Consider the following 26,320-nt stretch of genomic DNA (forward strand, 5'->3'; position numbering starts at 1 on the left):
GGAAGGTTCAGGAGGCTGCGGGGGGGCATGGGGTGAGCAAGTGGCAGGCGGCCCAGTGCCGTTCGGCGATCCGGATCATCGGCGGCTCGACCGTGCGGCAGGCTTCACCTACTTCGGCCGCGCGCGGGCAACGTGTGTGGAAGCGGCAACCCGAAGGTGGATTGACCGGCGAGGGCACGTCGCCCTGGAGCACGATGCGCTGGCGCCGCAGCGTCGGATCAGGCAGCGGGATTGCCGACATCAGAGCCTGTGTGTAGGGATGCGCTGGCTGCGCAAACAGCGCACGCTTGGGTGCGATCTCGACCATCTTGCCGAGATACATCACGCCCACGCGTTCGGAGATGTGCTTCACCACCGCCAGCCCATGCGCGATGAACAGATAGGCCAGGCCGAACTCCTTCTGCAGGTCGGCCAGCAGATTGATCACCTGCGACTGCGTGGAGACGTCGAGCGCCGAGACCGGTTCGTCGCAGACGATCAGCTTCGGGTTGAGCGCCAGCGCGCGCGCAATGCCGATGCGCTGGCGTTGCCCGCCGGAGAACTCGTGCGGATAGCGGATGGCATGGGAGCGTGAAAGTCCCACTGCATCGAGCAGGCGCATGACCCGTGCCTCGCGCTCGGCGCCATTTCCCAGGCGGTGGATTGCAAAGGGCTCGCCGACGATCTGTGCCACCGTCATCCGTGGATTGAGCGACGCGTAGGGATCCTGGAACACGATCTGGATGTCACGCCGCACCGCACGCATGCGGGCCGCATCCAGCGCCAGGATGTCCTGCCCTTCAAAGACAACCTGGCCGGCGCTGGCTTCCTGCAGGCGCACGATGACTTTGCCCAGTGTCGATTTTCCGCAGCCCGATTCACCGACGATGCCGAAGGTCTCGCCGTGGCCGATGTCGAACGAGACACCGTCGACCGCCTTGACGCTGCTGCCTCGATGGGCCATCAGGCCGGTGCCGCGCAGCGCGAAGTGCTTCTTGAGATCGTTGACCTGGAGCAACGGATCTGCCAATCGTGGTTCTGCCGAGATGATGTTCTGGTTCGAGATCATGAGGTGGATGCCTGTGTGTTGAACCGCTCGCCCGCGATAAAACAAGCCGCCTTGCGCCCCGGCGCGTATTCCACGAGTGCCGGTTCGGCCTCGCGGCAAAGCGGCATGGCATGTGGGCAGCGTGATGCAAAGCGGCAGCCCGGTGGCGGATCCAGTGGATCAGGCACTTCGCCCTCGATGACGAACAGCCGCTCCTGCTCTTCATGCATGCGGGGGATGGAGTCGAGAAGACCCTGCGTGTAGGGGTGCAGCGGGTGCTTGAAGAGCGAGGTCACGTCGGCCTCCTCGACCACGCGTCCGGCGTACATCACCACCACGCGCTCGCAGGTTTCGGCGACCACGCCGAGGTCGTGCGTCACCAGCACGATCGCCATGCCGCGCTCGCGCTTCAGGCGCTGCAGCAGTTCGAGAATCTGGGCTTGGATCGTCACATCGAGCGCCGTCGTGGGCTCGTCGGCGATCAGCAAGCGAGGGTTGCAGGCCAGCGCCATCGCGATCATCACCCGCTGACGCATGCCGCCCGAGAGCTGGTGCGGGTACTCGTTCACGCGCTGCGCGGGCAGGGGGATTCCCACCAGCTGCAGCATCTCGACGGCGCGCTGCATGCCCTGGCGCTGAGAGACGCCTTCGTGCAGCGCGACCGACTCGGCGATCTGGACGCCGATGCTGCGCAGCGGGTTGAGGCTGGTCATCGGATCCTGGTAGATCATGGAGATGCTGCGCCCGCGGATGGCACGCATTTCGGCGTCGGACTTCTTCAGCAGGTCCTCGCCCTCGAAGATGATCTCGCCGCCGACGATGCTTCCTGGCGGGCTTGGAATCAGGCGCATGACCGAGAACGACGTCACGCTCTTGCCGCAGCCCGATTCGCCGACCAGGCCAACGATCTCGCCGGCGCCGACGTGCAGGCTCACGCCGTTGACCGAGCGCACGGTGCCGCGCTGGGTTTCGAAGTGCGTGTGCAGTGCGCGGATGTCGAGCAGGGGCGCGCGTGCCGCTGTCTGGGGACGTGTCATGTCTAGCGCTCCAGCGTGTTGAGTCGCGGGTCGAGCAGATCCCGCAGGCGGTCGCCGAGCAGGTTGATGCCGACGACGGTGATGAAGATGGCCAGCCCCGGCACGGCCGACAGCCACCATTCGGTCGAGACGTAGGTGCGACCATCGGCGATCATGCCGCCCCAGGTCGGGATGTCCGAGGGAACGCCCAGGCCGAGAAAGCTCAGCGATGCTTCGAACAGGATCATCTTGCCGACCTGCATGCTGCCGATGACGATGACCGAGGACATCACGTTGGGCAGCAGGTGACGGAACATCAGCCGCGCACCCGATGCCCCCAGCGCCTGTGCGGCCTGCACGAACTCGCGCTCGCGCAGCACCAGGACTTCGGCCCGCACGATGCGCGCGAACTGCACCCAACTGGTCACGCCGAGCACCAGCACCAGATTGAACAGGCTCGGGCCGAGCACTGCCACCACGGCCAGCGCCAGCACCAGGAAAGGAACCGCCAGCTGGACATCGGCGACGCCCATGAGCACGCGACCCAGGTGACGGTCGTCATAGCCGGCCAACAAACCAAGCACGACGCCGAGCACGCCCGAGATCAGCACCGAGGCCACGCCGACCAGCAACGACACGCGCGATCCCACGATGAGACGGCTCAGCAGATCGCGACCCAGTGCGTCGGTGCCAAAGAGGTGGAGCGCCCCGGTGTCGGAGCGCGCCAGTGGCGGCAGCATGCGCTGCATGATGTCCTGGTCGGCCGGATCGAACGGCACGAGCCAGGGCGCGAACAGGGCCGATATCACCACCACCAGCACGACGGCGAGACCCAGGGTGGCGAGATGGCTGCGCGTGAACTTTCGCAGGAATTGCATGGCGTTCTATTTCTTCTTCAGACGGGGGTCGATCAGCACGTAGGCCATGTCCACCGTGAGGTTGATGGCCACGATCACCAGCGCCATGAAGAGCACGAAGGCCTGCACGATGGCGAAGTCGCGAGTGGCAATGGCCTGGATGGCCAGCCGTCCCATGCCGGGATAGGCGAACACCTCCTCGGTGATGACCGCGCCGCCCAGCAACGCGCCGACCTGCAGCGCGATGACCGTGAGCGTCGGCACCGCTGCGTTGCGCAGCGCATGGCGCAGGATGACGGCGCTTTCGGCGAGCCCCTTGCCGCGCGCGGTGCGGATGTAGTCTGCCTGCAGCACTTCGAGCATGCTGGAGCGCAGCAGCCGCGTGATGATCGCGGTCGAGTAACCAGCCAGCGCGACCGCCGGCAGCACCAGATGGGCCCAGCTTCCACGGCCCGAGGCCGGAAGCCAATGCAGCTTCTCGGAGAACACCAGGACCAGCATCAGTCCGAGCCAGAAGGTCGGCAGGCTCTGGCCCATGAGCGAGATCACCATGCCGCCGCGATCGAACGCGGAATTTCGGCGCACCGCCGCCAGGATGCCGAGCGGAATGCCGAGCACGCAGGACAGCAGCAGCGCCGCGCCTGCGAGCTGCAGGGTCGCCGGCAGACGCTCGAGCACCAGCTGCATGGCGGGCTGCTGGTAGCGCATCGATTGGCCGAAATCGCCCTGCAGCGCGCGGCCGACGAACTCGAGGTACTGCACCGGCAGCGGTCGGTCGAAGCCGAACTGACGGCGAAAGCGAGCGATCTCCTCGGGCGAGGTTTCGGGCGGCAGGAACAGCGCGGTCGGGTCGCCGCCCAGGCGAACGAGGAAGAACACCAGCACGGAGACCCCCGCGATCACCGCGGCGGCGTAGAGGAGGCGAACGGCTATGTAACGCAGCATGATCGGTAGGCGTGTGGCACGAAACGGGCGTTACCTGGCGTACTGCGCATGGCGCAGGTCGATCAGCGTGTCGCTGCGTGCCTGCCAATTGAGCCGGGCGTTCACACCGAAGATCAGCGGCGCCTGGAACATCGGCAGGTGCGGCGCTTCTTCCTTGATGATCTTCGCCGCGGCTTCATAGGTCTTCTTGCGCCTGTCGACATCCAGCGTGCTGCGACCCTCGAGCAGCAGGGCGTCGAGCGCCTTGTTGCTGAAGTAGCTCTGGTACTGGCCCGTGGCCAGCAGCGGATACCAGACCATGTCGGCGTCGGCGCCGCTCCAGCCCGGATACATGATGCCCTCGCGCCCCTTCTTCTCGGAGACCTGCGCCCATACGCCCGGCTCCATGTACTTGGGAACCACCTTGATGCCGACCTTCGAGAGAAAACCTGCCGCGGCCTCCATGATTTCCTTGTCCTTGAGCAGGTAGCCCTGGCGGGAGGTCATCGGGATGGTGAAGCCGTTCGGGAATCCCGCTTCGGCGAGCAGTGCCTTGGCTTTGACCGGGTCGTAGGGGTAGGGCGCGATGTCGGCCGGGTAGCCGAATGCATCCTTGGGCAGGTTGACGGCCACGCGCTGGCCCGTGCCTTCGAGGATCGCCTTCTGGATGGCGTCGACGTTGATCGCATAATTGATCGCCTGGCGCACGCGCTTGTCCTGCAGCGGGCCCGGCTTGAGCGTGTCGAACGCGAAGAAGAACAGGAAGTCGCTCGGGATGCTGACGATCTTGGAGCTGCCGGCCTGCAGGCTCTTCATTTCCCCGGGCGGGACGTTCTCGGCGATGTCCACACCGCCGGCCTTGAGTTCTGCGATGCGCGTGCGCGGCTCGGAGATCGGACGCCACACGATCTTCTTGATCGCGGGCGCACCGCCCCAGTAGTCGGGATTGGCCTCCATGACAACGCGGTCGTCCTTGACCCATTCGACGAAACGATAGGGGCCGGTGCCCACGGGCCGGGTGGCGAGGATGTTCGCGTCGTGCGCCTTGACGTACCTGGGCGGCACGATCAATGCCGGGAACGACGCCTCGTAGACAGAGAACAGCATCGTCGGGTAGGGCGTAGCGGTCTTGAAGTCGACGGTGTACTTGTCGACCACCACCACCTGCTTGATGGCGGAAATGCGCGAGTAGTACGGTGCCTTGGTGGCCGGATCGAGTGCGCGGTCGAAGGTGAACTTGACCGTCTGTGCGTCGAACGCCTCGCCGTCGTGGAACTTAACGCCCTGGCGCAGTTTGAAGCGCCAGGTGAGCGGATCGGGATTGCTCCAAGACAGCGCCAACGCGGGTGCGAAGTTGCCTTTTTCGTCGCGCGTGACGAGGGGGTCGTAGAGATGCATGAGCACGTTGGCGGTGCTGAACGACGAATGCTTGGCGGGGTCCATCGTGTAGGCGTCGGCCTTCTGCGCCACGACCACCAGTCCCTGGGATGCATGTGTCTGCGCTGATGCGCCGTCGGACGCGGCAAAGGTGGCGATGGCGCAGAGCAGCGATGCGGCAAAAAGTTTTTTCATGTTGGGCATTCGTCAGTTGGCGAGCTCGCGCTCTTCGATCAGTGCGATCGCCGCGAAGGCGTCGAGGCGGTCGAGTTCGAACACGACGTCGTCGCCGTCGCGTGCGAACTGCAGGGGGGTGCCGGTGTCGAGCCGACGCAGCGAAGTGGCAGCACTGCGCACGCGGACCTGGAAACCGGCGAGCGGCGTGGTCTCGACGATGGGCTTGCCCTGCGAGGCCGCGCCGTTGATCGCATGCAGCACCCGACCACGGGGATGTGCATACAGCACGAACTCGACCGACGAAGGCGCGTTCGAACGGATCGGCGCCGGCCCCGCCATCTCGTCGAGCAGGTGGCCCAGCAGTGTCACGTACTCGGGGATGGCGCAGTAGTGGTGCAGCGCGCCGGGCCGCCAGGGCATCCATGCGACGCCACCCTCACCGTGGGGGCGTCGCACCAGTCCGGGCGCGCTGCCGGGGCCCTGTACCACGGTGAACTCCGGCGCGTTGTTGCGGAAGGGGCCGATCAGGCGCAGGTCGGCGCTGCTCAGGCCTGCTGTGTCGAGACCTTCGGGGGTCCAGAAATCGCCATCGCCGCCGATATGCGGGATGTCGCCGAAGACGGCCTGCAGGCGCACATCGGCCAGCTCGAGGTAGCCGCCGAAGATGGTCTGCGAAGCGCCGGGCAGCCAGGGCAACGATGCCAGCGCGGGACGGGGCCGCGGGTGGCCGTTTTCGTCCCCGGCGCCAACGTCGGCGGTGGCGATCAGCTGGCCGCCCCGCGCAACGTAGCGATCGATCGCACCAGCGTCGGCGTCGCTGATGCAACTGGCCGCGGGCAGGATGACGGCGGCATAACGCGCGAGATCGACGCCCGCCAGATCGCCGGCGGGAATCACGTCGCAGGGATAGCGCAACTGCACCAGCATCTCGTAGGTGCCGCGGAACTCCGCCACATGGCCGGGGCTCAGCGGATCGCCCGCGGGGCGGGCGGCATCCGGGCCCCAGTCCACGCTGTCCTGCGAACGGACCAGCGCGATGCGCGCCACCGACGCAAGGCCACGGTACCAGTCGGCATTGGCCACTTGGTAGCGCGCGAACTCGAGCAGGCCCGGCAGCGAACGTGGGTCGTCCTGTTCGAGCCGGCCATTGAGTGCGGGCGCGGTGTTGGCGCCGTGCGCGGCGACCTGGACCAGATTTCGCAGCAGGCGTCCGACCGGCATGGCCGTCTGGCGGCTGGCGAAGAACTCGGAGCCGGTCTGGATCAGCAGCGGCGGCGTGTCGGGCTTCAATGCACGCGACGCCAGCGCTTCTTCCGCGCCCCAGTGGTTCCATTGCGGCTGCGGATCGACCGGATTGACGGCGAGTGGGTTGGAGACCTGCGCGCCGATCATGTCGGACACCTGCGCCATTGCGTGGTAGTTCCAGCCATCGCGAACGTGGTGGTACGGGATCAGCATCGCATTCGGCGAGCGCGCGCGCACGAAGTCGCGCACGCGGCCCATGTAGGCGGCCAGGAAGCCCTGACGCCAGCGTTCGTAGGCCGGCGAGCGCACGCCCTCGGGTGGCACGCCTTCACCGGTCGCGGCCCGCACCACGGCCTGGCAGCGGCTGCAATGGCAACGGCTCACGCTCAGGAAGTTGTAGAAGAAGCCGTCGACGGCATAGCGCTCGAGCATCTCGGCAAGGATGGCGAAATTCTCGACCTGCCAGAAGTCACCGGTGGCGCAGGTCTGCGGCATCTCCCACACCATGTGGGGCGTCCCGTCCTGCCGGTAGCTCAACCATTCCGGATGCGCCTCGAGGGTCTCTGCACGGCATTTGCTGATGTCCATGCGCACGATGGTGCGGATCCCCGCGCGCCGGGCGGCGGACACCACGTCCCCGACGAAGTCGCCGCTCAGGTAGGGGTTGATGCGCTGGGAAGCGAGCGCGGTGGGGTACCAGGCGGAGAAACCGCCGCCCATCGCGATGTAGGCGCCCGCGCCCATGGCCCGGACTTCGTCCATCAGCGTGTCGGCGTCGAGTCCGACCGCATCGACCTCGCGCAGCAGATGCTGGAAGAACCGGATCGGCTGGCGCCACCAGGCATCAGTAACGAGGGGCGTGGACGGAAGAAGGTTGAGGTTGTTCATGGCGTGAGGGATGGCAGGGCGTGAATGCGGCGGTGCATGTGGGCCAGCGGCGCGAAGAGCGGATGCGCAGGGATGGCAGGAGCGGTGCGTGCAACAGATCGGCGTTGGTCCGCGAAGGCCTGCGCTTCGGCCCACAACGCCGCCTCCCGGATTCGGGTGCAGGCACCGTCGCGCACGACGATGCACCCCGCCACCATGACCAGATCGGCGGCGGCCCGTGCATGCGACAGGACCAGTTGTTGTACGGGGTCGTGCAGGGGAACCAGGCCTGGCGCCTGCAACTTGAACAGCGACAGGTCTGCGGCCAGGCCGACGCTGATGGCACCCGTGACGGTGCCGAGGCCGAGCGCATCGGCGCCGTCACGCGTGGCGAGCCGCAGCGCGGTCTGTGGTCCGATCCAGTCGCTCGAATCGTGCGAGCGCGTGTTGTGCAGCAGTGCGGCCCACTTGGCGGTCTCGAGCATGTGATTGCTGTCGTTGCAGCAGGCACTGTCGGTGCCCAGAGCCACCCGGATGCCGCGTCGCAGCATCGCAGGCACCGGCGCGACGCCGCTGCCCAGCCGCGCATTGCTGACCGGGTTGTGGACCACCGCGGCGCCCTTGCGAGCGATGCGGTCCAGGTCTTCATCGTCGACCCAGACCGAATGCACGAGATGGGTTCGCCTGCCGAGCAGGCCGCGCTCGTCGAGATGGCGGATCGTCGAGCCACCATGGAGGCGGCGCCCCATTTCGCGCTGGGCGCGGGTTTCGAGCACATGGGTGTGCAGCAGCAGCCCGTGCGCCTGGGAGAAGGCGCCGCACCGCATCAGCAGCGCGTCGGTGCAGCGCTGCGGGCCCGACGGGCCGATGGCGCCCAGGATGCGCCCTTCGGTGCCATGCCAGCGGCGCACGAAGTCGGCGACACGTGCGACCTGCTCGTCGGCGGGCATCTGCGGTGCGGAAGAAGCCTGGCATGAAGGCAAGCCCGCCATGTCTTCGGCGTCGAGTGGCAGCGTGTCGGCCAACGGCCGGTCGGCAACCACGGGCGCGATCACTGCGCGCATGCCCGCATCGCGATAGGCATTGGCCACCGCGTCGAGGCCATCCGCGTCGAGATGGTCGGCAAAGCGCACGTGGTCGAGTACCGTGGTGGTGCCGCTGCGCAGCATCTCGATGCAGCCCAGCAGGGCCGACACGTAGATCTCGCGCGCGGACGGCGCGCCACGGGCCGCTGCGCAGGCCAGCGACCACTGCTCGAGCGGCAGGGCTGGCGCGGTGCCTGCAATCAGGTTGTCGGGCGAATGGCTGTGCGCATTGACGAAGCCGGGCACCAGCAGGCAGTCGGTTGCATCGATGACCCTGTCGCCGGGCGAGGGCGCAGCGCCATGGCCCGCGGGATTCACTTCGGCGATGCACCCGTGCACCACGAGCACGTCGCAACGCTCTGCGCGGTGGCCGCTGCCGTCGGGCAGCAGGCACAGCGCACCCTCGATGTGGCAACGCGCGCTCTCGGTGTCGGATAACGTGGTGACGCGTGGCATGTCAGGCGGCGTTGTCGAGGCTGCAGCGCGTGAGCCAGCCTGGGCGCTGGCCATGGAAGCCACCGCGCAGCGCATGGCCGCAGCCGCAGCCGCGGCTCGCCGGCAGCGTTGCGATGCTGTCGATCAGTGCCTGCTCGATGCGGTCGTGCGCGCCATTGGCGTAGTAGTCGTCGTTCATGCTGCCCGGCCCCACATGGACCACGGCGGGCGCCATGCCGGCACCGAAATTGATGACCGGGGCGATCGACGCGAAGCACATCTCGGCCTCGCGGGCGAACACCACCTCGGGCACCATCGGCGTGCCGACGATGTCGCCGCCCTCCTGCTGGAACACGCGGATCTCGGCCGGCGTCTCGAAGCGCGGTCCTTCGGTGCAGACGAAGACGCCGCGGTCGATCACGCGCTCGCTGACCTTCTGCGCCGCCCCGATGAGCGCGCCGCGCACCTCGGGGCAGAAGGGCTCCGTCATGTCCACGCGCACCCAGCATTCGGTGTCGTCGAACAGCGAGAGCGCACGCACCTTGGTGCGGTCGAGGAAGTCGTGCGATACCACGATGTCGCCGGGCCGGATGGCGGGGTTGACCGAGCCGATGGCATTTTGCGAGACCACGCGTTCCACGCCCAGCGTGCGCAGCGCCCAGAGGTTGGCGCGGTGGTTGATCTTGTGGCTGGGCGTCGTAAGGTCCGCGCCGTAGCGCAGCACCACGGCAGCATTGCGCCCGCCGATGCGGCCCGTCAGCACGCTGGCATCGCCCCAGGGCGTGGTCACGCGCTGCTCGGCGCGGTCGGTCAGCAGGCGTTCGGAAGCGGCGCTGGTGATGAGTCCGACCGGTGCGGTCGAGGAGCTGGATGTCGTCATGGTTTTCTCGATTTCTGGCTTCAGAAGGGGCGCGGGGCCCGGGATCCATCGAGGCGCGGGAAACGTCCGCCCTCGAAGATGGTTTGGCCACCGACCATCACTGCATGCACGTGCTGGGGACCCGCGGCATAGACGATGTCGGACAGCAGGCGTTCGGAGGTCCAGCCCAAGGGGTGCTGCAGGTCGAGCACCACGAGGTCGGCCAGGCGGCCGGGCGCGAGGCTTCCGATGTCGGCGCCCCAGCCCAGTGCGTGCCCGCCCTCCGATGTCGCCATGCGCAGGGCATCGCGCGCCGTGAGGATCGTGGCGTCGAGCCGGTGCGCGCGTTGCAGCAGCACCGCAAACTTCATCTCCTGGAAGAGATTCAGCGCGTTGTTGCTCAGCGTGCTGTCGGTGCCCAGACCGACCGGGATACCGCGCGCGCGCATCTGCGGCACGGGAGCGATGCCGCTGGCCAGCTTGGCGTTGCTCACCGGGTTGTGCGACACCGCGGCGCCGCTGGCGGCGATGCGCTCGATGTCGTCGGCATCGACGCAGACGCAGTGCGCGAGCAGCGTCTGCGGGTCGAGCACGCCAAGGCGGTGCAGCCACTCTATGGGGCTGCAGCCGTACCGCGTCTGCACCCAGTCGACTTCGTCGCGGCATTCGGCCGCGTGGATCACGAACGGCAGGCCATGTTCGCGTGCAGCCTGCTTGACCTCGACAATCAGTTCCGGTGTGCAACTGTAGGGCGAGTGCGCGCCGAGATAGAAGCGGCTCAGGCCGTCGTCGCGGCGCTGGCCGATGGTTTCGAGCGTTTCCTGGAGCGCCAGCGGCCAGTTGGGTCGGCCGTTGGGGCGCAGCGACGGGGAGTTGGCCAGCGCACCGCTGAGCGATCGCATGCCCATGTCCGTGGCCACAGAGGAGAAGATTCCCGCGCCGTAGCGCGTGCAGTCGCATGCGGTGGTGATGCCGTTGCGCACCATCTCCCGCACGGCCAGCTCGCAACCCTGGCGCGCCTGTTCCAGCGTCAATGCCGAGGTGTGGGGCGCGATGGTCCTGGCCCAAGCGAAGAGACCGCCGTCGTCGCAACAGCCGCGATGCAAGCCCATGCCGCCGTGCGCGTGCGTGTTGATCAGTCCCGGCATGACCACGCGCCCGCCGAGGTCGATGGCGCAGGCCTCCAGCGCACCCGGAATGCTTGCCGCGTCGGCCTCGGGGCCGCACCACGTCACACGGTCGTTCCGGATCAACATGGCCCCGCGCAGATGGCAGGTGTGCGCCGCGTCGCCGGTGTAGATGGCCGCGTTGCGCAGCAACGTGTACCGTGGTTCGAGTGCCGGCGGGGCGGTGATGTCGCGGAGGTCGCTCACAGATCAATCCATGGTCCGAGATGCCGGACCGCATGGAAAAATTCTAGGAAGCGAGGGCGCCGCTGTTCATACACAGTGCGCCGGTGCGACCTCAACCGTGCAGCGAATCGCGCCTGTACAGTTGCGCGCCGTCCGCTGGCGCGCCGTCCGCTGGCGCGATGCCCGTGGGCTAGGCGGCGTAGCCCAACTGCGGCTGCTGGGCGCGAAAGAAGTCGGCCAGCTGCGGCGAGCCGGTGTAGCCGACATTGAAACGGAACCACACCGACTTCGAAGACGACAGCGAGAAGAAGCTGTCGGGCGACAGCAGGATGCCGGATTTGAGCGCCAGGTCGGCCACCTTGCTTGCATTGAATTCGGGCGTAGGCGCACTCTGCCAGCCGGCGCTCACGAACATGCCGCCGCGCGGCTGGGCGATCGGCGAGAGGCCCACCTCGGCGAGCATGTGTACCGTCTGGTCGCAGGCGGCGCGCAACTGCGCCTTCAGGCGCTCGATCATGCGGCGGTAGGAGCTGGTGGTGATCGCCTGGTAGACCGCGCGTTCGTTGATCTCCGATGTGGTGAGGCCCGACAGCATCTTGGCGCGCACCAGGGCCGGCATCAATGCCTTGGGCGCAGCGATCGATCCGACGCGCACCGTGGGCGACAGGGTCTTGGAGAAGCTTCCGACGCGGATCACGCGCTGCAATCCGTCCATGGCCGCCAGCGAAGGGTCGGCGCTGGAGGCGAGTTCGCGGTAGGTGTCGCCCTCGATGAGGATCATGTCGCTGTCGGTGGCCATGCGCAGAAGTTGATGGGCTTGCGCATGCGACAACGAGGTCCCCAGCGGATTCTGCAGCACGGTGGCGACGAGCATCAGCTTGGGGCGATAGGTCGCGATGCATTCCTGCAGCCTGCCGAGGTCGAGTCCCGCGGCGCCGCGCGGAATGCCGACCGGCACGCAATGGTGCTGGCGAATCACTGCGGGCAGGTTGGCATAGCCCGGATCCTCGATCAGCACCGTGTCACCGGGCTGCGTGAGTGCGCGCAGGATCAAGTCGAACGCGTGGACCGAGCCGTGGGTCAGCAGCATCTGGTCGGGCGTGACCTCGAACAGGCCCTCGCTCAGGCTGTTGGCGATCTGGTGGCGCAGCGCCGGGAAACCTTGCGGGTGGCCATAGCCTCGAAGGCGGCCGGATGGCATGCGCATCGCCTGGCGCACCGCATCCATGACCAGGCTCTCGCCATGCCATTCAGGCGGAAGCCAGCTAGCGCCCACCGGCAGGAACTCGGTCGCGCCCGAATAGAGTTCGGTCACCAACGGCTGCATGGCCGCCAGAGCGGGCAGACGCAACTCACCCTGTGCCACACGGACTTCCTTGCGCGCCACGAAGTAGCCCGAGCCGCGGCGAGAGGACAGCAGGCCCGCCGATGACAACCGTTCATAAGCCTCGACGACGGTGAACGTGCTGATCGCGTACCACTTGGCGAACTGGCGGATCGAGGGCATGCGGCTGCCGATGCGCAAGCGCCCGTCGGCCACCAGGGCAGAGATGCCCACGACGATTTTTTCGACGAGGCTGCCTTGCGCATCACGTTCGATTCTGAAGTCGCGCCAGGGCACCTCGGCCTCCGACGACGCCGGCAAGCGCTCGGCGCCCGATTCGTCACTCATTGCAAGAACTCTCCACATGGACCGCGCCGTGAAAGCCACGGCGGCTCCTGACCTTTGCCGATCAGGCGAGCGCTGTCCATCCGTTTGGACCCCAGCATGCCGTCGCTGTAAGTGCAATTTCCGAGCCAGGAATCACTTCTTCGGACTGCCGCCTTGCAACAAGACGCACATGCAGCGCACCGCTGCCGAGCTTTCAAAAACCGTACAGGCCGACCCAGGCAATACGGTTGCGGCCGCCGCTCGGAAGTGTGCTTTTTCAAGTCGGCGGTGGCTTCGCAGAATCGCGTCCCAGCCGGAGGGAGAGGGCGCCGGGTGACCCGAGAGCTCGTGCAGCGCCATCCCTTTTTCGTCAGCTGTCCACCAACCCAGAGAGAAATTCCGATGATCAAGAAGCGCTTCGCGTTCGCCTGCACCGCAGTGGTTTTTGCAGCCATGGCGGCTCCTGCTTCGGCGCAGAGCAGCGTCACCCTGTACGGCCTGGTGGACCTGGGCATCCGGGTCGACAAGACCGCGTTCGGCACCGTCACCGGCCTGCAGTCGGGCATGGAGTCCGGCAATCGTTTCGGATTCCGGGGCATCGAGGATCTCGGTGGCGGCCTGGCCGCCGTCTTCACGCTGGAAGCAGGCTTTCTCGCAGATACCGGCGAGCTGATCAGCAACGGTGCGCCAGGGCCGGGCTTTGGACGCCAGGCGTCGGTCGCCTTGGTTTCCAGCAAGTGGGGGGGTGTCGGCTTTGGCCGTCAGTACAACCCCATCTTCAGTTTCGTGGCGGGCAACCTGGACCCGTTCGGCTTCGGCTTCGTGGGTTCGATCGGCAACAGCGTCGGCTTGCTGGCGGGTGCGCCCGCGCGCAGCGGCAATTCCCTGAGCTATTCATCGCCCGTGTGGGGCGGCTTCAAGGCCGACGTGATCTATGCGCTGGGTGAGACCTCGAAGCCGGATGTGCCGAAGGGGGCAGGAGACCAGATGGGGCTGTCGCTGGTCTACACCGACAAGGCCTTCACTTTGGGCTATGCGTACCACAGGACGCGCGGGATGACCGACATGGCGTCGTCGCCTGAACAGGTTCGGCATGTGATCGGTGGCAACTATGACTTCGGCCTGTTGAAGCTTTACGGCTCCTACGCCCTGAACAGGAACGATGCCGCCGTGTCGCGCATCGACCGTGCGGCTTACACCGTGGGTGTGCGCGTGCCGATCGGTGCGGGCGTGTGGCTGGCGCAGTACCAGGTCTCGAACGACAGGACCGCGGCCGATGCGGACAGCCGACAGGTCGCGCTCGGTTATCAGTACTTTCTGTCGAAGCGAACCGATGTCTACGCCGTGCTGGCCAAGACGGACAACCGGAACCGAGCGGCTTTTGCGATCTCGGACTCGACCAACAGCAGCATCGGGACGGTCACGCCTGGCTTCGACCCCGGGGCCTATCAGGTCGGTATCCGGCACCGGTTCTGAGCGACGGCGGCGTCTACCGACTGAAAGATGCGGGGAGCGCCTTCCCGGGTGCTAGTCCACGTACTGCGCCGCACTGTCCAGCGCCTTCGGCACCGCCACGCGCATGGCGTCGATGAAGCGCCGCAGTCGGGCCGGCTGGAAGCGCGCCTGCGGATAGATCAGGTGCACGGCCAGCGGGTCGGCGCGCCATTGCGGCGCGAGGTGCACCAGCCGGCCCTGCGCGATGTCGTCGCTCACGGTCCAGGCCGAGACGATGCTCGCGCCCAGCCCCATCAGCGTGGCGTTGCGCAGCGCGAACAGGCTGTCGGTGCTCAGGCGCGGGCGGATCGGCACGCGCACGTTCTCGCCGCTGCGCACCTGCGTGAGCGAGAGCTCGTTGCGATAGAAGGTGCGCAGCGCGAGCCAGGGCAGGGCTGCCAGCTCGCTCGCGTGTGTCGGTGTCGGCAGCCCCTGGAGCAGCGCCGGCGCGGCGACCGCGATGCGCGGCACCTCGGTCAGGCGCAACGCCACCGCCGAGGGATCGTTCAGCTCGCCCAGCTGGATCGCACAGTCGATGCCCTGGGCGATGAAGTCGGGCGGGCGATCGTGCAGCAGCCATTCGACCGACACGCGCGGATAGCGGCGCAGGTAGTCGACCAGCGCGCCCATCAGCAGGCGCTGGCCGAAGGCGTGGGGCGCCACCACGCGCAGCGTGCCCTCGGGCTCGTCGCCCGCACCGCGCAGGTCGGCCTCGAAGGCCTCCCAGCTGCCCAGCATTTCCTTGGCGCGCTCGAAGCAGCGCTCGCCGTCCTCGGTCAGCTTCATCGCGTGGGTCGAGCGGTTGAGCAGCCGCAGGCCCAGCGCGCGTTCCAGCGCCTGCAGCCGGCGACTCACAGTCGGCTGGGTCGCGCCGAGTTGCACCGCGGCGGCCGACAGGCTACCGGCCTCCACGATGCGCACGAAGGTCTGCAGCAGTTCGATGCGCCCGGCGGCATTGGGGACGGAGGAAGGATCGGCGGTGGCCATGCGGGCTGTGGGAAGGTGTGGTCGATTGTTATGCGTCAGGCGTATAGGCATTGTGCATTCCCTATGGCTACCACGCCTTGCATTTCCTGGGCACACTCGCGGCTCGCTTCAGGATCTAAGGGTTAACACCATGTCTTCCATTCAATGCGTGCATGCCTCGGCCGCCCCCCAGCGTCCGGCCGAGAACACGCTGCCACCTGCGCTGGTGATGCTGCTCGCCACCTCCGCCGGCTTTTCGGTGGCCTCGCTCTACTACAGCCAGCCCATGCTGGGCGTGCTGGGCAGCGACATCGGCGCCTCGACGCGCACCGTGGGTTTCGTGCCCACGCTCACCCAGCTGGGCTATGCGCTGGGCCTGCTGCTGCTGGCGCCGCTGGGCGATCGTTACGACCGGCGCACCATCATCCTGGTCAAGGCGGCCATCCTTTGCGTCGCGCTGCTGGCCGCCGGTGCCGCGCCCTCGGTCGGCCTGCTGCTCGTGGCCAGCCTGGCGATCGGCCTGTCGGCCACGCTGGCGCAGGACATCGTGCCGGCCGCCGCGGTGCTGGCGCCCGAAGCGCGGCGCGGCAAGGCGGTGGGCACGGTGATGACCGGGCTGCTGCTGGGCATCCTGCTGTCGCGGGTGGTCAGCGGCTTCGTGGCCGAGCACTTCGGTTGGCGCAGCATGTTCGTGGCGGCGGCCGCGAGCATCGCGCTGGTCGGCGTGGCCGTCTGGCGCGGCCTGCCGCGCTTCGCGCCCACCACACAGATGTCCTACGGCGCGCTGATGGGCTCGCTGGTCGATCTCTGGCGGCGCCACGGCACGCTGCGGCGCGCCACGCTGGCGCAGGGGCTGGTGGTGATCGGCTTCAGCGCCTTCTGGTCGACGCTGGCGGTGATGCTGCACGGCGAGCCCTTCCACCTGGGCAGCGCGGCGGCCGGCGCCTTCGGCCTGGCCGGCGCGGCCGGTGCGCTGGCCGCGCCGCTGGCCGGCCGGCTGGCCGACACCCACGGCCCGGCCTGGGTGGCGCGCGGCAGCGTGGCGCTGACGGCTCTGTCCTTCGCGGCCATGGCCGCCGCGCCCTGGCTGTCGCCGCATGCACAGCTGTGGCTGCTGGCGCTGTGCGCCGTGGGCTTCGACCTCGGCGTGCAGGCCACCCTGATCGCGCACCAGACCCTGGTCTACGGCATCGAGCCCGGCGCGCGCAGCCGGCTCAACGCGATCCTGTTCGTCGGCATGTTCATCGGCATGGCCATCGGCTCGGCGCTGGGCGCGCTGGTGCTCGCGCAGTGGGGCTGGATGGCGGTCACGGGGCTGGCCACGGGCTCGGCGGTGGCGGCACTGGTCGTGCGGCTGTGGCCGGCGGCTCAGTCGACCGCCGTCTCCACGCCCAGGTAGTTCAACAGCTGGGCCCGGACCTCGGCGAAGCGCTGGGTTCGTGCCCGGGTCTCGGTGGGCAGGTCGACCGTCAGGTCGGCGGCGATCCTTCCCTCGTCGAGCATGACGATGCGGTCGGCCAACTCGATCGCCTCGTCGACGTCGTGTGTCACCAGCAGCACGGCCGGCCGATGCAGCGCCGACAGGCGCTTGAGCAGCGCGTGCATGCGCAGGCGGGTCAGGGCATCGAGTGCGCCGAAGGGCTCGTCGGCCAGCAGCAGCGCGGGCTCGCTCACCAGCGAACGCGCCAGCGCCACGCGCTGCTGTTCGCCGCCGGACAGTTCGTAAGGCCAGGACTGCGCCCGCGCCCCCAGTTCGACCTCTTCCAGCGCCCTTTGACCACGCGCCCGCGCATCGGCGCTGCCGAGGCCCAGCACCACGTTGTCGAGCACGCGCTTCCACGGCAGCAGCCGCGCATCCTGGAACACCACCGACAGCCGCTGTGGCACCTCGAGCAGTCCGGTGCCGATGGCCTCGTGGTCGAGCCCGGCCACGGCGCGCAGCAAGGTGCTCTTGCCCGAGCCGCTGCGCCCCAGCAGCGCCACGAACTCGCCCTGCGCGATGTCGAGGTCGATGCCCTGCAGCACGCCCTTGCGCGTGAAGCGGCGCTCGAGCTGGCGGATGCGAACGACCGCGCTCATTTCGCCAGCGTCCTGCGCCACACCAGGGCCCTGCGCTCGAGATAGCGAACGCCGTAGTCGGAGGCCAGGCCGAGCAGTGCGTACAGCACCAGGCCCACCAGCATCACGTCGGCCTGTGCGTAGTTGCGCGCGAGGTTGATCATGTAGCCGATGCCGTCGGTGGCATTGAACTGCTCCACCACCACCAGCCCGAGCCATGCGCCCATCACGGCGAAGCGCAGGCCCAGGAAGAAGCCCGGCATGGCGCCGGGCAGCACCACATGGCGGATGAATTCGCTTCGGCTCAACCGTACCGTTTCGGCCAGTTCGACATAGCGCAGGTCGATGCTGCGCAGCGCGTTGTGCGTATGGATGTAGATCGGCGTGAAGACGCCCAGCGTGATCACCGTGACTTTCATGAATTCGCCGATGCCGAACCACAGGATGAAGAAGGGAATGAGCGCGAGTGAAGGCACGGCGCGCTTGATCTGCACCAGGCCGTCGAACACATAGCCGCCGGTCAGGCTCAGGCCCGACAGCAGGGCCACCACCACGCCGATCAGGATGCCGAAGAACAGCCCCTGGCCCGCGCGGACGGCCGACACCAGCAGGTGCGTCTGCAGCCGGCCCTGCTCGATCAGGTCGTAGCCCGTGGTGACCGCGACCCAGGGCGCGGGCAGGATGCGGCTGTCGATGAAGCCGGTGGCCGAGCCGATCGACCAATAGACCAGCAGCAGGATCGGCCCCAGCAGCCAGCCGTAGCGCACGGGCGCGCCCAGGCCCAGCCGACGGGTGGCCGGTCGCCGGTTGTCGGCGGGTGGTCGGGCCACGACGAAGCGCTCGGGTTCGCGGCGATGCAGGGGAAGTGCGGCGGGCACGGGGAGGGCCGCGCGGGGAGGAGGATGTGCGCTCATGGGGTGGGGACCTTCGGGTTCTCTTGGAGGGGGGCATCGGCTGCTGCGACAGCGTTGCGCGAGGCGTGGATGGCGTCGAAGGCGATCTTCTCGAAGCGCCGGTCGAACAAGGTCGCGGCGTCGAAGCTGTCGCGGCCGATCTGTCGGGCCATGAAGTCGACGGTCTCCTGCTGGAGGGCGATCACGTCGTTCCAGTCGGCGGGCACTTCGGTCGGGCCGGTGTGGGTCAGGATGTACTGGGCATCGGCGGCACTCACGCCCTGGTCTTCGATGTAGTAGATGCGGGTCCATTCCGCGCGGTTCTGCTCGGCCCATTCGGTGGCGCGCGCCCAAAGCTGCACATAGGCGCGCAAGGCAGCGGCCTTGGCCGGATCCGCAAGTGTCTCGTCGCGGACGTAGAGGTTGCCGGCGTCGTCGCGGAAGCGGCCATGGCCGAGGATGCGCGCGCCTTCCTTGCCATAGGCATCGAGGTAGCGCTTGGTGCCCAGCGTGGCGCGGCCCAGCGGCGCCGCATCGACCAGGCCGCTGGCGAGCGCACCGGTGTAGACGTCAGAGGTCGAGGGCAGGTCGACCAATGTCACGTCCTGGGGCGTCAGGCCCGCCTCGGCCAGCGTGCGCAGCACCACCGCGCCTTGCGCCTGGCCGGGGCTGAATGCCAGCTTCTTGCCCTTGAGATCGGCCAGCGAAGCGATCTTCGATTTGGGCGACAGGCCGATCACGTAGGTCGGGTACGCGAAGGGGTCGGACTTGTGGCGCCAGGCGATGATCTTGACCGGGATGCCGACCCAGACCGCGTGGATGGGCGGGATGTTGGCCGCCGAACCCACGTCCAGCGCACGCGCCTGGAAGGCTTCGGTCACGCCGGGCCCGCCCGAGATGTTGGCCCATTCGATGTCGAAGGGCAGATTCTTGTCCCAGCCCTTGTGCTTGAGCACGCGCTGCGTGGTCGGGTCGCCGATCACGAGGCGGGTGCGTGGCGGCACCTCGGTGGGCAGCGGTGCATCGAGCGCCAGCTTCGTGGGGGCGCTCGTGGCGGCCGTGCCGCGGTCGAAGGCGCCACGGCCGAACGCGAGGAACGCCGCCACGGCGACCAATGCGACACCCACGGCGGCGAGCGAATATCTTGTGCGGGACGAAGTGCTCACAGGAACTGCTCCGAGCCCACGAGGCCGATCTTGGTGAGGCCATGGCGCTGCACGGCGGCCATCACCGCCGCCACCACGCGGTAATCCACCGCACGGTCCGGGCGCACATGCAGCTCGGGCTGCACCGGCTGCGCGGCGATGCCCGCGAGCCGCGACTCGAGCAGTGGCAAACCGGCAAGCTTCTCGTCGTTCCAGCTCACCGCGCCGTCGGCGGCGATGTTGAGCCGCACCACCTCGGGCTCTTGCGTGATCGTGGGTGGCTGCGGCGCGGGCATGTTGAGGTTCACCGAGTGCAGCTGGATCGGGATGGTGACGATCAGCATGATGAGCAGCACCAGCATCACGTCGATCAAGGGCGTGGTGTTGATGTCCACCATCACCTGGGGCTCCGCCGATGCGCTGGCGCCTAAGTTCATGGCCATGGAAGGGGTCTCCGGGGAAGGGATGGGCCGCGGCAGCGTTCAGCCGCGCGGCGGGGGCTCGGTGATGAAGCCGATCTTCAGGATGCCGGCGCGCTGGCAGGCCAGCACCACGCGGCCGACGTGTTCGTAGGGCGCGCCGCCGTCGCCGCGGATCTGGATCGCGGGCTGCGGCGTCTGCCGGGCGACTTGCTTGAGCCGCTCGACCAGCGCCTCGTCGTTGCCGATGGCGCTCTGGTTCCAGAACACCTGTCCGCTGCGCGTGACCGCGAGCTGGATGTCCTCGGCCTTGGCTTCGCGCGGGCGGTTGACCTCTTTGGGCAGGTCCACCGGCACCGTGCGGGTCACGACCGGGATGGTGATCAGGAAGATGATCAGCAGCACCAGCATCACGTCGACCAATGGCGTGGTGTTGATGGTGGCGATGATCTCGTCGTCACCGCCCGACTGTCCGACGACCATGGCCATGGTCAGGCCCGGGCCGCGACCAGCTTGGCGGGCGCGCTGTGGTTGGCGGCTTCGGTCTGCGGGCTCACCGACACCGCGGCGTTGACGTTCGCGCCGCCCAGCAGCACCGCATGCAGGTCGACCGCGAAGGCCCGCACTTCGTCGAGCGCGGCCTTGTTGCGGCGCACCAGCCAGTTGTAGCCTAGCACCGCGGGCACGGCCACGGCCAGGCCGATGGCGGTCATGATCAGCGCCTCGCCCACCGGGCCGGCCACCTTGTCGATCGAGGCCTGTCCGGCGATGCCGATGGCGGTCAGCGCGTGGTAGATGCCCCAGACCGTGCCGAACAGTCCGACGAAGGGCGAGGTCGAGCCGACGGTGCCGAGCAGCGTGAGCCCGTCCTGCAGCCGCGACTGCACGTTGTCGATGGCGCGCTGGATCGACTGGCCCACCCAGGTGTTGAGGTCGATGTGCTCGCGCAGCCCTGTATGGGTCTTGCGTGCATCGAGCCCGGCCTGCGCGATGAAATGGAAGGCGCCGTTCGGATTGAGCGTCTGCGTGGCCTGCTCGACGCCGCCTGCGTTCCAGAAGTTCTTGCGCGCCTGCTTCGCATGCGAGCGCAGCTTCTGCTGTTCGTAGAGCTTGGTCGCGATCACGTACCAGCTGGCGGCCGACAGGATCACCAGGATGACCAGCGTGGCCTTGGACACCAGGTCGCCCTGGGCCCACAGCGCATCGAGGCCGTAGGGGTTGGAGACGCTGGCCTGGGCCGTGGCGTTGCCGTCCTGTGCAAGGGCCGCCGGGCCGAAGCTCAGCGCGAGGGCGATCGAGGCGAAGGCGGCCGGCAGGGCGGCACGCGCCTTGCGCAGTGCGCGGGAAGTGGGGGTCATGGTTTCTCCAGCAAGAGGGGTGAGGAAGAGCGAGGGGCAGGGAGGGCTGGGCATCGACAGCGCCCGCGCGGCGAGGAAAGGAAATACATGGCGCGGATCAGTTGTCCAGCTTGAACTGGAAGGGCACGGACACGCGCACCGGCTGCCCCTGGCCCACGCACTGGAAACGCGCCACCGCCGCGGCCACGACGTCGTTGAACACCGAGTTCGTGCTCTTCACGATGCGCACGTTGGCGATGGCGCCGGTCTCGCGCACGATGAACTCCACCAGCACGTCGCCGCTGAGGTTCATCTGCAGCGCACGCGGCGGATAGGCGACGCTGCTGCGGATGCTCAGGTGGTTGGGGCAGGTGACGCCCACGCTGGCCACGACGGGTGCGGGCGGTGGCGCGGCCGGTGCCGGCGGAGCGGGAGGCGAAGGGGGCGCGGGCGGCGCAGGTTGCGACTGCGTGGCCTCGATGCGGGGCGCGGGCGGTGCGCTCACCACCACTTCGGGCGGCGGCACATAGGCCGGCGGCGGCGTGACCTTCGGTCGCGGTACCACGACCTTGCGCTCGGGCGGAGGCGGAGGCGGCGGTGGCTGCACCGGCCTGGGCGCCTCGACGATCCTCACCTCGAGCGGATTCGCCAGCACGTCCACGACCTTGCGCGCCAGCCCGTTCACGAGGGCATAGACCAGCGCGATGTGGAAGAGGATCACAAAGCCGATGCCCGTCAGGTGGCGACGGGGATCTCTTTGCTGGCTGGCATAGCTCATCGATGAAGGTCCGGCGCCGGGCGCCCAAGGAAGGAATGAAATGCGGGCGCCGCATGCTGCGCGGCCGCTCGCTCTCGTGGCCAGGACAATTGCAGGGAGCGTGCCACTGCGCGTGCCTGCCGCGCGGCCTGAGAGGGTCGAACGCGGGATGGGAGCGCCAGAAACGGGATCGCCATATGACGCCCGTGGCGGGTGTTGGTCTTCACGCAGCCTTACGTGCCTGCAGCTGCTGCGCAGGCAACAGCATCGGCACGCACGAAGCAGATCGGCCATGCCGGATGCGCACCGCCGCGGCGCCAAATTCGGGCGCTGCATGACGATATGAGGTCATCGCGCTTCGGCCGGACCGAAGGCCTGCCCCTCGACGATGGCGCGCGTGATGCCGTGCGTGCAGCACACCATGTCGGCCGGTGCGAACGCAGCAGCCCGGCGCTGGCGCTGCTCGGTGCACAGCAATAGAAGGCTGGCGGGCATGGCACAGGATTCGCAACATCCGGCAACGCACTCCCGCGTCATCAACTTCTTTTCTCTTCTCTCTTTCATGCAATATCGACGACTCGGCCGTTCCGGCCTCCAGGTCAGCGCACTGTCATTCGGCTCCTGGGTGAACTTCGGCAACCAGACGGATACACGCGGGGCCATCGAGATCCTGGCCGCCGCGCGCGATGGCGGCATCAACTTTCTCGACAACGCCGAGGGCTACGCCAAGGGCGAGTCGGAGCGCATCATGGGCGAGGCCTTGAAGCGGCTCGGCTGGCAGCGCAACCGCTTCGTCATCACGACCAAGTTCTTCAGCGGCCTTGGCAGCGGCCCCAACGAAGGCCGTACGCTCAACCGCAAGTACCTGCTCAACGCCATCGACGGTTCGCTGGGCCGGCTGGGCCTGGACCACGTCGATGTGGCCTATGCGCACCGCCCGGATCCGCACACGCCGATCGAGGAAACGGTCTGGGCCTTCCACGACATCATTTCGCGCGGCAAGGCGCTGTACTGGGGCACCTCCGAGTGGAGCGCCGACGAGATCCGCGCGGCCTGGGACATCGCCGAGCGCCACCACCTGCACAAGCCCGTGACCGAGCAGCCGCAGTACAGCCTGCTGCATCGTTCGAGAGTCGAGACGGAATACGCGCGACTCTGCGAGGACATCGGCCTGGGCCTGACGACCTGGAGTCCCCTGGCCTCGGGCCTGTTGAGCGGCAAGTACCTCGATGGCGTGCCGGCCGGCAGCCGTGCCGCGGTCAATGGCGGCGACCGGCTGCAGCAGCGCATCGCCAACCCCGCGTTGACGCAGGGCCTGCGCGCGCTCGCTACCATCGCGGCCGATTTGCAGACCACCTTGCCTCAGCTCTCGCTCGCGTGGATCCTGCGGAACCCGCGCGTGTCGACCGTGATCACCGGCGCCACCGCGGTCGCGCAACTGCAGGAGAACCTGGGGGCACTGGCGGTGGTGCCGAAGCTCGATGCGCCGGTGCTGACGCGCATCGACGAGGCGCTCGCCGGCTTGATCGGTTGAAGGCGAAGGTCGCGCGGACACGGTGCCGGGCGACCACCTTCAGGGGCTGCGATCGGAGCCCTTGCTTTGCCTCAGCGTGCCGAGTCGCCGCGCCGGTACGCCAGCGTGAGCGAGTCGAGCTTCTGCTTGAGGTCGGGCGCGAGCTGGTAAGAGGCCGCAGCCAGCGTGGCGTCGAGCTGGTCGGGGCTGCTGGCGCCCAGGAGCGGCGCCGTGATGGCCGGGTTGGCCAGCACCCATGCGATGGACAGCGTGGCCAGCGGCACGCCGGCCTGTTCCGCCACCTCGGTGAGTTGGGCGACGGTGTCGAAGGCACGGTCGTTCCAGTAGCGTTCCTGGTAGCGCCCGGCTGCGGTGCCCAGCGTGAAGCGGGTGCCGTCGGGCGGGGCGGTGCCCTTGCCGTGCTTGCCGGTCAGCAGGCCGCCCGCCAGCGGGTTGTACGGAATCACGCCCAGGCCTTCTTCCACGGCCAGCGGCAGCAACTCGCGCTCGATCTCGCGGAACAGCAGGCTGTAGCGCGGCTGCACCGACACGAACTTCGTCAGCCGCAGCAGTTCGGCGCGCCCCAGGGCCTTGGCCAGGCGGTAGGCCAGGAAGTTGGAGACGCCGACATAGCGTGCGCGGCCCGACTTCACGATGGTGTCGAGCGCCTCGATGGTCTCGTCGAGCGGCGTGTGCGCATCGTCCGAATGCAGTTGGTACAGATCGACGTGGTCCGTCTGCAGCCGCGCCAGGGACGCATCGATCGCGTCGAGCAGGTGCTTGCGCGAGGCGCCCTGGTCCCAGGCTTGCGGCCCGACCTTGCCGACCGCCTTGGTGGCGATCACGAAGCGCCGACGGCGCGTGCTGTCGACGGCCAGCCAGTTGCCGATGATTTGCTCGGTGCGGCCGGCGGTCTGGAGGCTCCCGCCCAGCGGGTAGACGTCGGCGGTGTCGAGGAAGTTGATGCCGCCTTCGGCCGCCTTGTCGAGGATGCGGTGCGACACGGCTTCCTCGGTCTGCAGGCCGAAGGTCATGGTGCCGAGCGCCAGACGCGAGACGGTCAGGCCGGTGCGGCCGAGGCGGGTGGTGGGAATGCTCATGGAAGAAGAAGTCCGGTTGAAGAATGAGGAAAGCGCTCAGTGATGGACGGCGCGCAGGGGTGCGCCGCCGATGGGAAAGGGCAGGCCCGCGGCCGCGAGGATGGCGCTGCGTGCGCGCGCCTGGGCGATCAGCCGCGCCACCTCGGCACTCTTGGCGGCCGTGTAGGCGCGTCGGTCCTGCGGGTGCTGCTGTGCGAGGGTGCGCTTGACCACCTGGTATTCGGCCCGCGCCGCGAGGTTGCTGCGCAAGTGGTCGCGCACCAGGAGGTAGTCGTGGAAATGGGGACTTGCGAGCGGCAGCAGGTGAATGCAATGGGTGCGGCCGCGTGGACCGGTCCTTTCGAGCAGATGGCCAGCTTGCGCGCTGCGCCAGCCCAGGTCGCGATAGCCGATGGCGCCCAGCCGCTGCACTGCCTGTGCCGAGGCATGCGGAGTGGCCACCGCGATCGCGATGTCGAGGATCGGTTTGGCCTGCAGGCCCGGCACCGCTGTGCTGCCCACATGCTGCACATCGATGGCGAAGAGGCCCAGCGCGGCTTCGATGCGATGCCGCTCCTGCTCGAACTGTGCCGCCCAGGCCGGCGAATGCGCCGCCAGTCGGACCTGGCCACTTCCTACGCCCAGCGCAGTGTCGGTCTCTGCAACGTTCGCCACCGGGTTCAGCCCAGCACGTTGAAGAGCTCGCCTTCCAGCGCCTGGGAACGGAAGCCGTCCGGTCCCTGAGGCAACTCGCCGGCGACCGTGATGCGGCGCACCACGCGCGGCAGGTCGAAGTGTGCGTAATCGATCGGCCCTGCATGCGCTACGGCCTGGTTGTCCCACAGCACCAGCGCGTGCGGCGACCAGTGGAAGCGCACCTGATACTCGGGCCGGGTGATCTCGTTGATCAGCATCTCGAGAATGCCGCGGCTCTCGGGCTCCTTGAGGCCGACGATGTGGCTGGTGGTGCCCGGGTTCACGAACAGCACTTTTTCGCCGGTCTCGGGGTGGATGCGCACCAGCGGGTGCAGCGATACGAAGGGTCCGGTGGCGCGGCCGTCGCGCCGCGCCTTGCCGCTGCCGGCTCTGTCGTAGCCGCTGGTGCGATGTACGGTCTTGAGCGGGTCGATCAGGCGCTTGATCGGCTCCGAGAGGCCGTCGTAGGCGCGCACGAGGTTGGCGAACAGCGTGTCGCCGCCATAGGCCGGGATGTCGATGCCGCGCAGGATGGTGTAGCGGTTGGGGTTGGCGACGAAGGTGATGTCGATGTGCCAGCCTTTGTTGTCGCGCGGCGGCGGCGCGCTGGGCACGGTCACGTCGGGCCGGCGCGACTTGTACTCGGCGGCCTTGCGCTGCCAGATCTCCGGATGGTCGTCGAGCCCTTCGGCGATCGGGTGCGCGGGCGTGAGCGGACCGAAGGCGCGGCCGAACGCGAGCTGCTGCGCGTCGGTGATCGGCTGGTCGCGGAAGAACAGCACGCGCCACTGGTGGATCGCCGCCTTCAGGATGGCAACGGTGGCGGCGTCCAGCGGCTGGCGAAGGTCGACGCCGGAGATCTCCGCGCCGATCACCGGCGTGAGTGGGCGGACTTGAATCGTGGTGCGTTCGGCGACGGCGGACATGCGGGTCTCCTGTGATGGAAATGGAACGAGAGTCGTCCTTTCAGCGCAAGCTCCATGCCATTGGAAAGGCCCGTCGATCAGGGTGTCGTTGCTCTGTGCGCAGCATCCGCGGCGGGCGGCTGCTGGCTTCACAGCAGGCCGCGTGGCTGTGCCGCGGCAGGTCCG

25 protein-coding genes are annotated in these 26,320 nt (G+C 68.1%); 3 read left to right on the forward strand and 22 right to left on the reverse strand.

The window, feature by feature from the left end:
• Positions 1-7: 7 nt before the first annotated feature.
• From K0H49_RS10505 to K0H49_RS10550, 10 genes are all read right to left on the reverse strand, one after another.
• The gene (locus K0H49_RS10505; RefSeq protein ID WP_307886034.1) at positions 8-1,048 is read right to left on the reverse strand and encodes an ABC transporter ATP-binding protein; all 1,041 of its coding nucleotides are present in this window, start codon (positions 1,046-1,048) and stop codon (positions 8-10) included.
• The gene (locus tag K0H49_RS10510) at positions 1,045-2,064 is read right to left on the reverse strand and encodes an ABC transporter ATP-binding protein (protein WP_219211829.1); all 1,020 of its coding nucleotides are present in this window, start codon (positions 2,062-2,064) and stop codon (positions 1,045-1,047) included. The genes K0H49_RS10505 and K0H49_RS10510 overlap by 4 nt, the downstream gene beginning before the upstream one ends.
• Before the next feature lie 2 nt (positions 2,065-2,066).
• Positions 2,067-2,921, reverse strand: a complete 855-nt coding sequence (locus tag K0H49_RS10515; RefSeq protein ID WP_219211832.1) for an ABC transporter permease — start codon at positions 2,919-2,921, stop codon at positions 2,067-2,069.
• A gap of 6 nt (positions 2,922-2,927) precedes the next feature.
• Positions 2,928-3,845 carry an ABC transporter permease gene (locus K0H49_RS10520; protein WP_219211834.1) on the reverse strand — a complete coding sequence of 306 codons (918 nt, stop codon included), beginning with the start codon at positions 3,843-3,845 and terminating at the stop codon, positions 2,928-2,930.
• A gap of 30 nt (positions 3,846-3,875) precedes the next feature.
• Positions 3,876-5,396, reverse strand: a complete 1,521-nt coding sequence (locus tag K0H49_RS10525) for an ABC transporter substrate-binding protein (RefSeq protein WP_219211836.1) — start codon at positions 5,394-5,396, stop codon at positions 3,876-3,878.
• A 12-nt stretch (positions 5,397-5,408) separates the two neighbouring features.
• Positions 5,409-7,511 (reverse strand): beta-galactosidase trimerization domain-containing protein, encoded by a 2,103-nt coding sequence (locus tag K0H49_RS10530; protein ID WP_219211846.1) that lies wholly within the window; start codon positions 7,509-7,511, stop codon positions 5,409-5,411.
• Entirely contained in the window at positions 7,508-9,031 is a 1,524-nt protein-coding gene (locus tag K0H49_RS10535; RefSeq protein ID WP_219211848.1) for an amidohydrolase family protein, read from the reverse strand. The genes K0H49_RS10530 and K0H49_RS10535 overlap by 4 nt, the downstream gene beginning before the upstream one ends.
• Position 9,032: 1 nt before the next feature.
• The gene (locus K0H49_RS10540; protein ID WP_219211852.1) at positions 9,033-9,890 is read right to left on the reverse strand and encodes an MTAP family purine nucleoside phosphorylase; all 858 of its coding nucleotides are present in this window, start codon (positions 9,888-9,890) and stop codon (positions 9,033-9,035) included.
• A gap of 20 nt (positions 9,891-9,910) precedes the next feature.
• Complete coding sequence (locus tag K0H49_RS10545; protein ID WP_219211855.1) at positions 9,911-11,242, reverse strand: amidohydrolase family protein; 1,332 nt, start codon at positions 11,240-11,242, stop codon at positions 9,911-9,913.
• Between the two features lie 169 nt (positions 11,243-11,411).
• On the reverse strand, positions 11,412-12,893 hold the full coding sequence (locus K0H49_RS10550; RefSeq protein ID WP_219211857.1) for an aminotransferase-like domain-containing protein: 1,482 nt from the start codon (positions 12,891-12,893) through the stop codon (positions 11,412-11,414).
• A gap of 381 nt (positions 12,894-13,274) precedes the next feature.
• Here K0H49_RS10550 and K0H49_RS10555 point away from each other — a divergent pair, with 381 nt between their 5' ends.
• The gene (locus tag K0H49_RS10555) at positions 13,275-14,348 is read left to right on the forward strand and encodes a porin (RefSeq protein ID WP_219211858.1); all 1,074 of its coding nucleotides are present in this window, start codon (positions 13,275-13,277) and stop codon (positions 14,346-14,348) included.
• A 51-nt stretch (positions 14,349-14,399) separates the two neighbouring features.
• Here the strand turns inward: K0H49_RS10555 and K0H49_RS10560 are convergent, their stop codons facing one another.
• Positions 14,400-15,353 (reverse strand): LysR family transcriptional regulator, encoded by a 954-nt coding sequence (locus K0H49_RS10560; RefSeq protein WP_219211860.1) that lies wholly within the window; start codon positions 15,351-15,353, stop codon positions 14,400-14,402.
• 130 nt (positions 15,354-15,483) lie between these two features.
• Here K0H49_RS10560 and K0H49_RS10565 point away from each other — a divergent pair, with 130 nt between their 5' ends.
• Positions 15,484-16,731: an MFS transporter gene (locus K0H49_RS10565; protein ID WP_219211862.1), complete on the forward strand. Its 1,248-nt coding sequence runs from the start codon at positions 15,484-15,486 to the stop codon at positions 16,729-16,731.
• Here the strand turns inward: K0H49_RS10565 and K0H49_RS10570 are convergent.
• The 8 genes from K0H49_RS10570 to K0H49_RS10605 all read right to left on the reverse strand — a co-directional run bounded on the left by K0H49_RS10570 (position 16,701) and on the right by K0H49_RS10605 (position 22,436).
• Positions 16,701-17,411, reverse strand: a complete 711-nt coding sequence (locus K0H49_RS10570) for an ABC transporter ATP-binding protein (protein ID WP_219211864.1) — start codon at positions 17,409-17,411, stop codon at positions 16,701-16,703. The genes K0H49_RS10565 and K0H49_RS10570 overlap by 31 nt on opposite strands.
• A complete protein-coding gene (locus tag K0H49_RS10575; RefSeq protein ID WP_219211866.1) occupies positions 17,408-18,304 on the reverse strand; it encodes an ABC transporter permease in 897 nt (298 codons plus the stop codon). Before K0H49_RS10575 ends, K0H49_RS10570 begins: the two co-directional genes overlap by 4 nt.
• Complete coding sequence (locus tag K0H49_RS10580) at positions 18,301-19,449, reverse strand: ABC transporter substrate-binding protein (protein WP_219211868.1); 1,149 nt, start codon at positions 19,447-19,449, stop codon at positions 18,301-18,303. The genes K0H49_RS10575 and K0H49_RS10580 overlap by 4 nt, the downstream gene beginning before the upstream one ends.
• The gene (locus K0H49_RS10585; protein WP_219211870.1) at positions 19,446-19,871 is read right to left on the reverse strand and encodes an ExbD/TolR family protein; all 426 of its coding nucleotides are present in this window, start codon (positions 19,869-19,871) and stop codon (positions 19,446-19,448) included. The genes K0H49_RS10580 and K0H49_RS10585 overlap by 4 nt, the downstream gene beginning before the upstream one ends.
• Before the next feature lie 39 nt (positions 19,872-19,910).
• Complete coding sequence (locus tag K0H49_RS10590) at positions 19,911-20,336, reverse strand: ExbD/TolR family protein (RefSeq protein WP_219211872.1); 426 nt, start codon at positions 20,334-20,336, stop codon at positions 19,911-19,913.
• Positions 20,337-20,338: 2 nt separating this feature from the next.
• Positions 20,339-21,205, reverse strand: coding sequence for a MotA/TolQ/ExbB proton channel family protein (locus K0H49_RS10595; RefSeq protein WP_219211873.1), 867 nt, complete (start codon positions 21,203-21,205; stop codon positions 20,339-20,341).
• A 97-nt stretch (positions 21,206-21,302) separates the two neighbouring features.
• Positions 21,303-21,962: an energy transducer TonB gene (locus K0H49_RS10600; RefSeq protein ID WP_219211874.1), complete on the reverse strand. Its 660-nt coding sequence runs from the start codon at positions 21,960-21,962 to the stop codon at positions 21,303-21,305.
• A gap of 327 nt (positions 21,963-22,289) precedes the next feature.
• Positions 22,290-22,436: a hypothetical protein gene (locus tag K0H49_RS10605; RefSeq protein WP_219211875.1), complete on the reverse strand. Its 147-nt coding sequence runs from the start codon at positions 22,434-22,436 to the stop codon at positions 22,290-22,292.
• A 67-nt stretch (positions 22,437-22,503) separates the two neighbouring features.
• Here K0H49_RS10605 and K0H49_RS10610 point away from each other — a divergent pair, with 67 nt between their 5' ends.
• A complete protein-coding gene (locus K0H49_RS10610; RefSeq protein ID WP_219211876.1) occupies positions 22,504-23,475 on the forward strand; it encodes an aldo/keto reductase in 972 nt (323 codons plus the stop codon).
• Positions 23,476-23,546: 71 nt separating this feature from the next.
• On the opposite strand, the gene K0H49_RS10615 is transcribed toward K0H49_RS10610, so the two are convergent.
• From K0H49_RS10615 to K0H49_RS10625, 3 genes are read right to left on the reverse strand one after another with little or no spacing between them, the layout of a single operon-like run.
• Positions 23,547-24,554, reverse strand: coding sequence for an aldo/keto reductase (locus K0H49_RS10615; protein WP_219211877.1), 1,008 nt, complete (start codon positions 24,552-24,554; stop codon positions 23,547-23,549).
• A gap of 36 nt (positions 24,555-24,590) precedes the next feature.
• A complete protein-coding gene (locus tag K0H49_RS10620; RefSeq protein WP_219211878.1) occupies positions 24,591-25,208 on the reverse strand; it encodes a GrpB family protein in 618 nt (205 codons plus the stop codon).
• Positions 25,209-25,213: 5 nt separating this feature from the next.
• Complete coding sequence (locus K0H49_RS10625) at positions 25,214-26,155, reverse strand: TauD/TfdA dioxygenase family protein (protein ID WP_219211879.1); 942 nt, start codon at positions 26,153-26,155, stop codon at positions 25,214-25,216.
• Between the last annotated feature and the right edge of the window lie 165 nt (positions 26,156-26,320).

The organism is Variovorax boronicumulans (assembly GCF_019352895.1).
Taxonomy (GTDB): Bacteria; Pseudomonadota; Gammaproteobacteria; order Burkholderiales; family Burkholderiaceae_C; genus Variovorax; species Variovorax boronicumulans_A.

Coding starts and splice junctions, on each gene's coding strand:
- K0H49_RS10505 (WP_307886034.1), bottom strand. CDS start 1,048: ATGATCTCGAACCAGAACATCATCTCGGCAGAACCACGATTGGCAGAT.
- K0H49_RS10510 (WP_219211829.1), bottom strand. CDS start 2,064: ATGACACGTCCCCAGACAGCGGCACGCGCGCCCCTGCTCGACATCCGC.
- K0H49_RS10515 (WP_219211832.1), bottom strand. CDS start 2,921: ATGCAATTCCTGCGAAAGTTCACGCGCAGCCATCTCGCCACCCTGGGT.
- K0H49_RS10520 (WP_219211834.1), bottom strand. CDS start 3,845: ATGCTGCGTTACATAGCCGTTCGCCTCCTCTACGCCGCCGCGGTGATC.
- K0H49_RS10525 (WP_219211836.1), bottom strand. CDS start 5,396: ATGAAAAAACTTTTTGCCGCATCGCTGCTCTGCGCCATCGCCACCTTT.
- K0H49_RS10530 (WP_219211846.1), bottom strand. CDS start 7,511: ATGAACAACCTCAACCTTCTTCCGTCCACGCCCCTCGTTACTGATGCC.
- K0H49_RS10535 (WP_219211848.1), bottom strand. CDS start 9,031: ATGCCACGCGTCACCACGTTATCCGACACCGAGAGCGCGCGTTGCCAC.
- K0H49_RS10540 (WP_219211852.1), bottom strand. CDS start 9,890: ATGACGACATCCAGCTCCTCGACCGCACCGGTCGGACTCATCACCAGC.
- K0H49_RS10550 (WP_219211857.1), bottom strand. CDS start 12,893: ATGAGTGACGAATCGGGCGCCGAGCGCTTGCCGGCGTCGTCGGAGGCC.
- K0H49_RS10555 (WP_219211858.1), top strand. CDS start 13,275: ATGATCAAGAAGCGCTTCGCGTTCGCCTGCACCGCAGTGGTTTTTGCA.
- K0H49_RS10560 (WP_219211860.1), bottom strand. CDS start 15,353: ATGGCCACCGCCGATCCTTCCTCCGTCCCCAATGCCGCCGGGCGCATC.
- K0H49_RS10565 (WP_219211862.1), top strand. CDS start 15,484: ATGTCTTCCATTCAATGCGTGCATGCCTCGGCCGCCCCCCAGCGTCCG.
- K0H49_RS10570 (WP_219211864.1), bottom strand. CDS start 17,411: ATGAGCGCGGTCGTTCGCATCCGCCAGCTCGAGCGCCGCTTCACGCGC.
- K0H49_RS10575 (WP_219211866.1), bottom strand. CDS start 18,304: ATGAGCGCACATCCTCCTCCCCGCGCGGCCCTCCCCGTGCCCGCCGCA.
- K0H49_RS10585 (WP_219211870.1), bottom strand. CDS start 19,871: ATGGCCATGAACTTAGGCGCCAGCGCATCGGCGGAGCCCCAGGTGATG.
- K0H49_RS10590 (WP_219211872.1), bottom strand. CDS start 20,336: ATGGCCATGGTCGTCGGACAGTCGGGCGGTGACGACGAGATCATCGCC.
- K0H49_RS10595 (WP_219211873.1), bottom strand. CDS start 21,205: ATGACCCCCACTTCCCGCGCACTGCGCAAGGCGCGTGCCGCCCTGCCG.
- K0H49_RS10600 (WP_219211874.1), bottom strand. CDS start 21,962: ATGAGCTATGCCAGCCAGCAAAGAGATCCCCGTCGCCACCTGACGGGC.
- K0H49_RS10605 (WP_219211875.1), bottom strand. CDS start 22,436: ATGCCCGCCAGCCTTCTATTGCTGTGCACCGAGCAGCGCCAGCGCCGG.
- K0H49_RS10610 (WP_219211876.1), top strand. CDS start 22,504: ATGCAATATCGACGACTCGGCCGTTCCGGCCTCCAGGTCAGCGCACTG.
- K0H49_RS10615 (WP_219211877.1), bottom strand. CDS start 24,554: ATGAGCATTCCCACCACCCGCCTCGGCCGCACCGGCCTGACCGTCTCG.
- K0H49_RS10625 (WP_219211879.1), bottom strand. CDS start 26,155: ATGTCCGCCGTCGCCGAACGCACCACGATTCAAGTCCGCCCACTCACG.